The 11,850-nt window shown below is 33.0% G+C and carries 11 protein-coding genes and 1 pseudogene; 5 read left to right on the forward strand and 7 right to left on the reverse strand.

Annotated features, from left to right (window positions below):
• The first annotated feature begins 626 nt into the window (after positions 1-626).
• A complete protein-coding gene (locus M3225_RS00175; RefSeq protein WP_251390164.1) occupies positions 627-2,060 on the forward strand; it encodes an amino acid permease in 1,434 nt (477 codons plus the stop codon).
• A gap of 558 nt (positions 2,061-2,618) precedes the next feature.
• Complete coding sequence (locus M3225_RS00180) at positions 2,619-3,047, forward strand: SMI1/KNR4 family protein (RefSeq protein ID WP_251390165.1); 429 nt, start codon at positions 2,619-2,621, stop codon at positions 3,045-3,047.
• 732 nt (positions 3,048-3,779) lie between these two features.
• Here M3225_RS00180 and M3225_RS00185 read toward each other — a convergent pair.
• The gene (locus M3225_RS00185; protein ID WP_251390167.1) at positions 3,780-3,992 is read right to left on the reverse strand and encodes a hypothetical protein; all 213 of its coding nucleotides are present in this window, start codon (positions 3,990-3,992) and stop codon (positions 3,780-3,782) included.
• A gap of 553 nt (positions 3,993-4,545) precedes the next feature.
• Here M3225_RS00185 and M3225_RS00190 point away from each other — a divergent pair.
• Positions 4,546-4,734: a hypothetical protein gene (locus M3225_RS00190; RefSeq protein ID WP_251390169.1), complete on the forward strand. Its 189-nt coding sequence runs from the start codon at positions 4,546-4,548 to the stop codon at positions 4,732-4,734.
• 163 nt (positions 4,735-4,897) lie between these two features.
• On the opposite strand, the gene M3225_RS00195 is transcribed toward M3225_RS00190, so the two are convergent.
• The 4 genes from M3225_RS00195 to M3225_RS00210 all read right to left on the reverse strand — a co-directional run bounded on the left by M3225_RS00195 (position 4,898) and on the right by M3225_RS00210 (position 8,950).
• A complete protein-coding gene (locus M3225_RS00195) occupies positions 4,898-5,047 on the reverse strand; it encodes a KGG domain-containing protein (RefSeq protein WP_374109803.1) in 150 nt (49 codons plus the stop codon).
• 642 nt (positions 5,048-5,689) lie between these two features.
• A complete protein-coding gene (gene murI, locus M3225_RS00200) occupies positions 5,690-6,490 on the reverse strand; it encodes a glutamate racemase (protein ID WP_251390171.1) in 801 nt (266 codons plus the stop codon).
• Positions 6,491-6,621: 131 nt separating this feature from the next.
• Positions 6,622-7,707 carry an NAD(P)H-dependent flavin oxidoreductase gene (locus M3225_RS00205; RefSeq protein ID WP_251390172.1) on the reverse strand — a complete coding sequence of 362 codons (1,086 nt, stop codon included), beginning with the start codon at positions 7,705-7,707 and terminating at the stop codon, positions 6,622-6,624.
• 40 nt (positions 7,708-7,747) lie between these two features.
• On the reverse strand, positions 7,748-8,950 hold the full coding sequence (locus M3225_RS00210; RefSeq protein WP_251390174.1) for a YbfB/YjiJ family MFS transporter: 1,203 nt from the start codon (positions 8,948-8,950) through the stop codon (positions 7,748-7,750).
• 127 nt (positions 8,951-9,077) lie between these two features.
• Here M3225_RS00210 and M3225_RS00215 point away from each other — a divergent pair, with 127 nt between their 5' ends.
• Complete coding sequence (locus tag M3225_RS00215; RefSeq protein ID WP_251390176.1) at positions 9,078-9,959, forward strand: LysR family transcriptional regulator; 882 nt, start codon at positions 9,078-9,080, stop codon at positions 9,957-9,959.
• Here M3225_RS00215 and M3225_RS00220 read toward each other — a convergent pair.
• Positions 9,946-10,367: pseudogene (locus tag M3225_RS00220) on the reverse strand (oxidoreductase). The gene M3225_RS00215 and the pseudogene M3225_RS00220 overlap by 14 nt on opposite strands.
• A 317-nt stretch (positions 10,368-10,684) precedes the next feature.
• The gene (locus tag M3225_RS00225; RefSeq protein ID WP_251390178.1) at positions 10,685-10,873 is read right to left on the reverse strand and encodes a hypothetical protein; all 189 of its coding nucleotides are present in this window, start codon (positions 10,871-10,873) and stop codon (positions 10,685-10,687) included.
• Positions 10,874-11,552: 679 nt separating this feature from the next.
• Here M3225_RS00225 and M3225_RS00230 point away from each other — a divergent pair.
• Positions 11,553-11,798, forward strand: coding sequence for a hypothetical protein (locus M3225_RS00230; RefSeq protein WP_251390180.1), 246 nt, complete (start codon positions 11,553-11,555; stop codon positions 11,796-11,798).
• Positions 11,799-11,850 lie beyond the last annotated feature (52 nt).

Here is an 11,850-nt window from a genome sequence, read left to right on the forward strand (position 1 = left end):
CCTTTGTGCTTCCCTTACTACTAGATTAGTATATACTGAAGGGTATATTAGTTGTCAATCCAGTTTTTGATAGCGCATACATTTCTGCGTTGACAACTATTTATTCGGCAGATATACTGAATATAATTCTGAAAATTCTAGATAATATAGCCTTTAGTGGATGAATTAAATTTTAGTTAATGGAATATTTTAACAACAAGATTGAAATATAAAAATCAGGTATGATGTTATTTTTTAGAATAGGGTTTTCTCCAAGAGAGTAGATCAAATACCTATCAAACTTAAAAATATTAGTTATATAAGTTTATTTAGGTGAAGTTAAATAAATAAAACAAGACTCCAATTTAGTTATTAGTTTATAGAATGGAACTTGGCAAAAAGAGAATTATTATTTTTGCGAAGTTTTTTTGTATTGAAAAGACTTATAGTAACTTGGAAAGGAAAGTTAAATTATATTTTTTTGAGATTTTCATAGACATTTTAAAAATTATGAAAAAACTATATTCATTCAAATCATATTTTAAATTCTCTTCAACTGATCTGCTCGTTTAAAATTTTAGATTAAAGGAGAACTCTGCTTATAGCACAAAAATAATTAAATCATACTATTAGGAAGAGGGTTATACATGCATAGTAAAAAAACAGAAGTATCCAATGAGCTTCAACGAAATATGAAAAGCAGACATTTATTTATGATTTCAATCGGTGGAGTAATTGGAACAGGACTTTTTCTAAATTCGGGTCATATTATCAACGAGGCGGGTCCTGGTGGTGCTATATTAGCTTACCTCGTTGTGGGTTTCCTGATGTACTTAGTTATGCTTTGCCTTGGTGAATTGACCGTATCCATGCCAGTGACAGGATCATTTCAAGCTTATGCAACAAAATATATAGGACCTGGAACAGGTTTTACTGTGGGGTGGATGTACTGGTTGAATTGGGCAGTTACAGTAAGTGTTGAATTCACAGCATCTGGATTATTAATGCAGCGATGGTTTCCTGATATTCCTGTTTGGGTTTGGTGTGCTATTTTTGGAACTTCTTTGTTTGTTATTAACTCTCTGTCTACTCGCAGTTTTGCAGAAACAGAATTTTGGTTCTCAAGCATTAAAATTGTAACCATTTTATTATTTATTATAATTGGGGCAGGTATAATTTTTGGATTTCTTGATACTCATGGGGCAAAAAATCCAGTTCAAAGTGTTTCTACCATAATGAATAATGGCGGATTTTTTCCAAATGGATTTAGTAGTGTTTTCTTTGCCATGATTGGAGTTGTTTTTTCTTTTCAAGGAACCGAATTGATTGGTATTGCAGCTGGAGAATCTGAAAATCCACATAGGGAAATCCCTAGAGCTATTAAAAATACAGTTTGGCGAACAGTATTTTTTTATGTGATTTCCATGCTTATCCTTGTTAGTTTAATCTCCTGGCGAAAAGCAGGAACAGTGGATAGCCCATTTGTTTATGTTTTCGACAATGTTGGGATACCGTATGCCGCAGATGTGATGAATTTTGTTATTCTTACTGCAGTTTTATCGGTTGCAAATTCAGGGTTATATGCATCCACACGAATGTTATGGGCTATGAGCCGTGAAGGATTCGCTGGAAAATCTTTTTCAAAATTAAGCCAAAAAGGGGTGCCATTACGTGCATTAAGTGTAACTTTTTTAGTAGCATGTCTATCCCTCTTAACAAGCTTCATTGCTGCTAATACTGTTTTTCTAATTTTAGTATCGATTGCTGGCCTAGCTGGTATCACTGTTTGGATGTTAACTGCCTTATCTCAATTAAATTTCCGTAAAGCTTATATTGCGGAAGGAAATGATATTAATCAATTAAACTTCCGTACACCTCTGTATCCTATTGTTCCAATTACCTGCTTTATACTCTGTTTAGTAGTCATTGTTAGTATGGCTTTTGTTGATTCTCTCAGGGCTGCTTTATATTGTGGTATCCCATTTGCAATTGGATGCTATGCCTACTATTACTTACGTATTCATAAGAAAATAGATAAGGAAAAAGATACAATAATATTAAAGAGAAGTTCTGGGGAATAGTCCTACTGGGAATGACATTCTTCCTTTAATTAATGAATCATTGAGTAAATCACGATGTTTTCATTACTTCTTTTTGATTTTTTAGCAGATTTTATCCTTGGATAAGATCTGCTTTTTAATTACAATAACAAACATTATACAAGAATTAATCCATCAAGCCTTTTTATAAAACATGTGGTTAAACTCTGTCATCTGAATATGGGTTACCTCTATATTTTTCAAAAGACCTTTAATCCGTGTATTCTGAAATAAAAAGAGCCTCTGAGATTTCTTATGGTACAAAAGCTATTTTTTACTATGTGCTTCGGAAGGAGACATTATGACAACTAGAAGTTATTCTCAACATAGAAAAAAATCTCCGAACATAGCAGAACAGAGATTACTACAGAATGATTGTTCTTATATAATGCAAAGAAAGACTGAGCCTTTGTTAAGAAGGTCAAATACATTATAACGTTCTCCAGATCTTAAAGTTGTGAATTTTCTCACAGCTACCGAAGCAATTATATGTTATCTTACCAACTTAACATATAATCTTTTAATAAAGAAGGTGAGCCTATGTGGAAGGATTTAATACAAAATATTTCAACAGAATGTGTATATGGAGAACCGGCTAGTATAGAGGACATAGAAGTGCTGGAAAAGCTATTTAGTATTCAGATTCCAAAAGAATTAAGAAGTTTATTGTACGAAACAAATGGTGTAAATGATGGTTATGGTTGCTCATTAATTTGGTCTATAGAGAAAATTATAAGAGAAAATTTAAATTTAGGAGACAGAATGGAGGACGTATACATCCCTTTTAACAATTTGTTATTTTTCGCAGATGCTGGGAATGGTGATATGTTTGGATATTCAACATCAGATAGATCTATAAACCAAAATGATATTTATGTTTGGAATCATGAGAACAATCATCGAGCCCAGATTGCACCTTCATTGGAAGATTTTGTAGAAGGTTGGATAAGTGGAAAGTTAAGTATGTAAATAGTTCTTTGTTTTATTTTCTTTATTTTTTATTATGTTGACTCGATCATAATAAAGTGTGCCTAATTAAAAAAAGAATCTTTAATCATATGAATATGATATATTTGTAGAGAAACTGATTATATTTTTACAAATTTCATCTAATACTTAAAAATAAAAGGCTACATCATTTCATAATGGTATAGCCTTTTATTTTATTAATGTCCAGGTTTGTCTGCTATAGATAGCCCATAAACGTATACTTTTACGGTCGAAATATTTAAATCTATTACAAGATGTTAAAGTAACAAAATAAAAAGCAATCTCGACAATTGGCAAGCGAGGCTGCTTTTTACAGCTAATATTTGTCATGAGGTAGAAATATTAGTAAATAAATAATAACACATTTTTCTATAAAGACTACATTTTTCTGATTGAGCATATGTATAAAAGCTGCATATCCAATTAAAGGCACCCACGAGAGAACCCTTTTCCTGAAGGGTTCTTTTGCTTTCTTGGTTCCTTTAAGATGACTTATGTAAACTTAACATGTATAGGGTACACATTATTCCTTGTTCAACTACGGGCAGTTTAGTTACATATAGATGTAAAATATTTAAAGAAAAGGAGGTCCCAATTGGACTGCTTTAGAATCCATCTATTTTGATTTAGTAGCTTTGGAAAGAGGTTAGGGGCTGATGTAAAACTTAATTCTAAAATAATCATAGTTTGAACCAAAGAAAAAATTGAAAATCAGATTTTTTTATCAAGGTCATTTATTTCTCTTTCAATAAGAGATACTGAAATTTCGAATGCTTCTATTCGTCTTTTAGCTAAGGTAATTTGGGATTTATATCTATTAGGATTTTCTTTAGCTTCAAAAGTTTTTACTGTCTCTCTGAGTTTGTGTAAAGTTGAATCAATTTGACGTTTTGCTTCAACTAATTCAAATACATCAAATTCCATTTAAATATCCCCCTTTTATAATTAATGATTGTTAATTTTGCTTTTCGTCTACCGGAACTAATTAATGTATCAAATACTGAGAGGGCTGTCAAAGATAGACATCTACATTGCGATTGGCTAACTTCGGCTTTCGCTGATTATGTTAACTAAGAATATATGGCGTATACAGTATTAAAAAGACAAAAAACTCCTGAGCTCAATCAGAAGTTTTTTCAAAGATTATAGATGAGATGATTGATATCATCTTGAGTAATTATCTCATCATATTTGGTATTATTCGTAATAGACAAGTTGAATATAATAAAAATAATAAACAGAATATTTAATTAATTACTTTACTTTGTAATCGCTTTCATTTATACTGAGTGTAGGTTGGATGGCATGAGTGGCTGTCATAGTATTTAGCGTAGGCGGGGCTGATACGAGGGAACAGGGCATAAAAGAAATGTCCTTTTTTGCTTGAGAAATATTTCTTAGAAGCTAGGAAATATTATGGAATTCTTTCAAAGTTTTTATTTTTTCACTTAGTTGATTAATTAGAGAGGTGATTTATATGAATAAAAATGAAGGTACTAACGTTTTTTTATTAATGTTTTCGGTGATCTCTATTTGTGGAGGATTGTTATTAACAAATGTTTTTATTTATTCCCCTATTATTGGTTGGCTTCTAGCAGGATTTTGTTTAATACTGAATTTTATTTATAAAGGGGGACAGTTGAAATATAGAAAAAGAGAAGATTAGGAACATGATCTTCTCTCTTTTTTATAGGTTCTTATAACGTTGATTATGGTAACTAAAAAAGAATAAAGCATACAGACTAAAATTAGAAAAAACCACTTCCTGAAAACTCAGAAGTAGTTTTTTCTATTTATTTTAATGATGCTTCAATTTTATAGACAATTAATTAGTCGTTATTACGTTTGTTGTTAGATTTTCCACCCTTTTCACCAATCTCTTGGTAAAACTCTTTATCATGGTTTTTAGCTGTTGCTTCTCCACCCATTCTTCCAGCTTCTTCATGGCTCATTTTGTCATTATTTTTATTAGTTGCCATTTTACATTCCTCCTAATAATTTTTGACTTGTTTATTGTCTTCCACGTTAAAAAGGAGTTAAACTATTTATCTTTGTTTTCCTAATAATTGAGAAACTTTTCCCATTTCCTATTTTATAACCCCCTTTTTTAAAAAAGTCTTAATTATATTTCCTCATAAGCTTCTTCTTTTAAGGCGAGGGTATCTATAAAGAACATTCTGTTAACAACAAAGGACAGTATATAGAGGATCTTGAATATTATTTATGTATAGAAAATGAAACATCTTGTAGCACTGCTGATATATTGTTTATTAAAAAAGCATAACAGTGGTTTGCTTGAAGTACCAAGAACTTATTCAATTTTAAAGCATCTTTCAATCTCAATACTTTACCCGTGTCATTGAAAATAAAACATGAAATATGATTATTTTTTATAAAATTTATTTTACTTCCGATAAAATCCATTACGGTAAGTAACTAATAAAGTATCTCGTTAAATTGATTAGCTTTATTAGTTACCTAAAGTGGTGACAAATTGGTTCTTTTTCTACAAAACATATAAATGATGAAATGTAATGTAGAGTTAGTTTATTATGTTATCGATATGTTGAAAATTGAAACTAAACGTAATACCCATTACAGGAAATAAAAAGAAAGCACCTTTACTTAAGGTGCTTTCTTTTTGGTTTATTTAATTCATTTTGAAGTACATTTAATGCATTTCTCATCTTTAGCATATAGTTCTTATCTCTATTAGAACATTTAAATGAAATATCATTGGTTCCATTATCACTTAATAAATTCTTTTCGTTTAGAAGACTTGAAAGCCTTTCTACGGTACCCTTACCGCCATCAATAAGTTGAATGTGAGAAGGCAGAACTTCCTTTAATATAGGCTTATAATAAGGGAAATGAGTACAACCTAATACAACCGTACCATATTGATTTAAATCAAATCCTTCTAGCTTTGTTCTGAAATACGTACTTAATTCATCCCAATTAAAGTTTAGGTCTTCACAGAATTCAACTAATTCTGGAAGAGGTAATGGGTCAACAATTGAACCCTTATCAATTCTGGTAATTAACTTTCTATATTTTAATTCTTTTAATGTTAAGTCTGTAGCAAAAACAAGCACCCTTTTATCCATTGAACTACTTAGTTTAATAGCAGGCTTTGCAGCAGGCTCCATTCCGATTATTGGGATATCGTAAATAGACCTTAATTCATTAATAGAGATGCTAGTAGCTGTATTACAAGCAATAACAAGTGCTTTAACCTCTTCTTTAAGAATATCTTCTACTACAGTTTGGACATGTTTATTTACTTCTTCTTTTGTCTTGGTTCTATACGGGACGTTGCGCGTATCAGCATAATATAAAAAATCTTCTTTCGGAAAATGTTTTATTGCTTCATTTAATACTGATATTCCGCCAATCCCAGAGTCAAAAAAACCAATTCTCATGTTGTTCACCTTACAATTCAAATATTTTTTCACATCATTTATTATACCTTTAGAGTAAATGATTGAATAGAAAAAGCCCAATTCTATAGATCCAATGGGTAAGTACTATAGAAAGAGGCTCGTTTGCTGATTTAACTATAATTGAGTGTTTTTAAAATATTTTTTGCTTGTTGTATAGTAGCTGTCACTAGATCAGCTGCTGTCCTATCTCTTTCTAATAGCCTTGTACTTTGGCCACACCATAAAGACATATACTCTTTATTACCTAGCTTAGCTGCAGCTTTTCGAATATCTCCCGTAATTGTATTTTGTGTAGGAAAACATAACGGTTGAATATTAGAGGTTTCGAACTCCTTAATAAAAGTATTTGCTATTCCTCGTGCGGGACGACCTGAAAAATGTCTAGTGAGAACCGTGCTTTCTTCATTACTTTCGTGAAGAGCCTCTTTATAACAAGGATGTGCTCCAGATTGTTGTGTTGCTAAAAAGGCAGTTCCCATTTGTACACCACTCGCACCCAGAGCTAAAGCTGCGATTAGTCCTCTTCCATCCATAATTCCACCAGTGGCGATGACAGGAACATCTACTTGATCTACTATTTGAGGTACAAGTGAGAAGAGCCCAATATTAGCTCCATAAGGATGTTCATTTACATCAAATGTTCCCCGATGACCACCTGCTTCACTTCCTTGCGCTATAATCACATCTGTACCCTGTTCTTGTGCAGTTAAGGCTTCTCTGACGGTTGTAACCATTGTGATAACTTTCATATCATTTTCTTTTGTTATTTTCATCGCATAAGACGGAAGAATGCCAAAAGCTGTGCTTACTATAGGTACTTGTTCTTCTACTAATACTTTAAATTGCTCTTTGAATAAATTTTTAGTTTTGACTTCTTGATCAACACGCCTAATATCTAAAACACCTCGCATCGTGTCTAATACTTGCTGAACCTCTTCTAACCCACCTGTATTATCTGCCATTTCAGTAGCAAAAAGATTAACAGCAAAGGGGCTTCTTGTGTATTTTCGAATCTCTCTCACAGCTTGTCGTATATCATCTGGATGCATATAAGCAGCTCCTAATGTTCCGAGACCACCTGCTTCACATACGTTTACGATAAGGTCTATTGTTGTAATTTTGTCTCCTGCCATACCAGCCTGTATAATGGGCACCTTAATATCTAAAACTTCACAAACGCGATTATATAAATTCATTTTTCTCCCCCAGATTATGAAGTAAACTACACGAGTTGTATTAAGATTTAAATAAGCGATGGGACTTGGTAGTAAGTTCTTTTTTATTTTCATACTTTAATCCTGACATAAGTAATATAGACCCTATGAGAACAATTACTGCTGCTCCTAGCAAAGAGGTATTATAATTATTTGTGGCCTCTGAAAGCACTCCAGCAAGAGTAGGACCAATCATTTGTCCAACTGCGTAAGCAGCCGTGAAATATCCCATTATCCGGCTGTTGTTTTTTCGTACCATTTGCCCTAGCAGCGTAGCTCCAAGAGAGGTAATCCCCATGAAGGTAGCTCCAAATATAGCAGCACTCGCAAGCAAACTAAAGGAGGAAGATGACCATACAGGAATGCTTACACCGACAGCTTGTATGAACATAGCTAGGATTAACGATTTGATAAATCCCCATCTTTTAGAACACGCTGACCATAATAGACAAGAAGGAATGGCTGTTATACCTACTACTGTCCAAATTACAGAAGGGTCGAAATGAAAAGAAGGTGTTTTTTGGGCGATAGAGACAATAAATGTGCCCGTTACAATATACCCTAATCCTTCGCAGCCATTGGCTACTATCAAGAAAGGTAACCATTCTCTTGGTGGAGCTGTACTTTGGTGAGCTTCGCCTCCTTTTTTACTATGTAGGAAGACAGGATGTTCTTTAAAAGTTAGAAAGATAACAACTAACAAAAGTAAGCTTAACCCAGCTAAACCAATCCACGCTCCTTTCCAGCCCCAACTATGATAAAAAAAAGGAATGGAAATGCCGGTTAGGAAAATCCCGCAGCCAGGTCCCATATAAAAGAAACCAGCCCAATTCGTCCTACCTATTTCTCTCAGCTTTCCTAAAACTATGCTTGAGGCCAATACAAAGACAATAGCACTACACACTCCAGATAAAAATCTTAATATTGCCCAAAGCGTATAAGAAGTCGTAAAACTCATCAAGCACGTGGTCGCAACACCAATAATTAAGCTTATCCTTAAGATAGGAATCGTTCTTCCCTTCATGGAAAATAGTCCAGTTAAAATAGCTCCAATTAGATAGCCTGCATAATTAGCTGAAGCGAGATAACCGGCAATGGTTTCTGGAAAATCAAATTTCTGTTGCATAAGAGGTAGGATAGGAGTGTAAGAAAATCTTCCGATCCCTAATGCAATGGCCATTGCAAGTAATCCTCCTATTAAAAAAGAGAGGTTTTTTTTATCCATTTCTTCACTCCTTACAAAAGATGCTCTATATTTATCATATACGCTTTTCTCCATATGGTATAATTCGAAATAAAGATCTTTGCCATCACTTTAACAGATGACAAATAGAAAATAGGTGTGAAAAAACATGGATATTCAATCATTGCGTATTTTTAGGGCAGTTGCCGAGTATGGAAGTATCACAAAGGCTGCAAAAGAGCTAAACTATGCACAGTCCAATATTACGACTCGGATGCAACAGTTAGAAAATAGCTTACAGACTGTCTTATTTCATAGACATAACAAGGGAATTACCCTAACAGCAAAAGGGGAATTATTAATAACCTATACTGATAAGATTTTTCGTCTTTTAGAAGAAACGAAACAAATAATGAGAGATGAAGAAGAGCCTCAGGGGCCGTTAAGTATTGGGTCAATGGAGACAACAGCTGCCGTTCATTTACCTAGATTTCTTTCTAGGTATCATTCTACTTATCCTCAAGTAGATTTAAACTTAAAGACGGGGCCTACTGGTCGGCATATTGAAGACGTATTAAATTATAAATTGGATGGTGCGTTTGTCTCTGGACCTCTATCTCACCCTGATCTTATTGTAAAAAAAGTTTTCAGAGAAGAGTTAGTGTTAGTAGGAAACCTGTTTCTTTCCCGTTCTTTAGAATCAGAAAGTCTTGATAATTTAACACTTTTAGTATTACACAAAGGTTGTTTTTATCGGGAGAAGTTTAAACATTGGTTACATGAAGAGGGTGTTAGGCCTTCTAAAGTTATGGAGTTTGGTTCCTTGGATGCGCTTATGGGATGTATAGCAGCTGGACTGGGAGTTACTTTACTTCCTCTGTCTATTGTACAAAAATACAGCCATCTCGAAGAGATTACTTATTATCCAATTCCCGAAAAATTTTCATTAGTTGATACACTTTTCATTTATCGGGATGATACTACCTTCTCTACACCTCTTATTAAATTTATAGAAATGTTTCAAGAGAAGCACTCCTCTATAACTCCCTAGAAAATTCCATTTGTTTCCCTTTTGGCTGGACAGCAGATGGTCCAATTGTTTCATGAATAAAACGATTCCCTTGTGAAAGGGCTCCCGCATGCATTATTTGTGCAAATATTTTAGCACCTGCTTGATGGACAGAATCGACGACCTTCTTCCATGCTTGTGTTTGTTCTTCATTAATAAGACCTGGATTATTAAAATATCCTTGACTATACTTGTCATCAGTATAAATTGCTTCCGTAATAATAAGTCCAATCCTCCGCGGGCAAATGATGTGTAGTATGATACCATCTGATTGGTTGCCACCCCTTCAAAAGTTGCGCTTGCGCATGCCATTGGAGCAACCCCTATTCGGTTATTTAATGTTATATTGCCTAATGTAACATTTTTAAATAATAGTTTTAGATCGGTCATTGTGAAAGCTCCTTTCTTCTTAAAAAAGCTTTAGGCGATTTAATTTAAAAACACCTCAAAAACCTTAATTAAAATAATATTAAGTCATTTTTAAACAGTCTATGTAACCAATAAAATGTTTGATTCGATTATTAAGTTTAATTACTTCCCCTAAGAAACAACCTCTTTTCTTGCTTAAAGGCTACTCTTATTTTAAATAGTTAAAGATCCTATCAATTTCTCAATTTATGTTATAACTAACTATTTTTTTGTATGTATAGAATATATGATTTTCTAGCTCTTAAGAAAGCTACCCTTGTCCTTTTGGTTAGCTAGTTTTAAAATTTGAAATAATTCCTGTAATATATCCCATTTTCAATCTCAATCTCATATCTAAGTCTGGTTTGTCTTTTGTAAAGCTCATCAGACAAATAGTTAAATTCCTCTTCTGTGATATCCTCGTTTATTAAATCTTCAAATAATCCTTCTAGATGTTGAGTTACTTCTTGAAGTTCTCGTTCTTTCAACAGAATTTACCTTTCAAATGTTGTTTTATTCTCTTTCTTTTTCCTACCTCTCATTTTGCTACTATTATATAGGTGTAAACTTTGGGAATCTTCTTTAAATATCTATTTGGCCAATCTAGTTCCTCTTCCATGGTACCTTCAATCCCTTATTTTTATCCCGTCCCATTTCCTTGTCTATTTACTTTATCTAATTCCACTTTAGGCATCTGGATATTAGTGTTTACTCTCGGTTACTAATAAAATAATCGTGTTTATCTCCTACAGTTTCTTACTAAGGGTTTTTTTGTTTCTAAATATCTTTCCTTCTTTCCATTTTCCAAAATATTCTTTAATTCGTCTATATGACCTTCATACTGTATTTTCGTTCCTGGAAATCCTTCTTTTTTCACCTTTTGTGCATGCTCAGATAAAACAGCTTAGTTAGTCAGTTAGTTAGATATTTAATGGACTCATTACAAAAATATTTAGGGTTCAGAGACAAGAGTTCTTTTTTAAGATGGGTTATAGAAAGAGATATGTTATATATTAGAAAAGAGGTGACCTGTTAAGCTTTGGCGAATTAAGGAAAGGAAACAAATAGAGAAGGAGGACTTAATAGTGAAAGAATTAGTCATTAATGATGTTGTATTTGATGTAAAATATCTTACTACGTCTACAGTCAGCAGAGAAGAAGTGGAACTTGAAAAAAGAATTATTAAGAAAAATGACTAAGGGAAGAGATCAAATTAAGTTTTCATTTTCTGTTTTAGGTAAACAAGATTATCAATTATACGATTCCTTTTTTGAGAATACTCATTATACTGTCGTGATCCCTGAAACGAGTGAAAGATTTATAGCACATAGTGTTTCGCATAGTACATTTTATCAAGGAGCTGAAGTAACAGATGACACAGAAGTGGTATTTAAAGTTACACTTACCAAATAAAGAAATCGCCTGTGTTTAAGCTCACACTGTAACTTTTTTAAAGGACTTACTT

The sequence above is a fragment of the Priestia aryabhattai genome, assembly GCF_023715685.1.
Lineage (GTDB): Bacteria > Bacillota > Bacilli > Bacillales > Bacillaceae_H > Priestia > Priestia aryabhattai_B.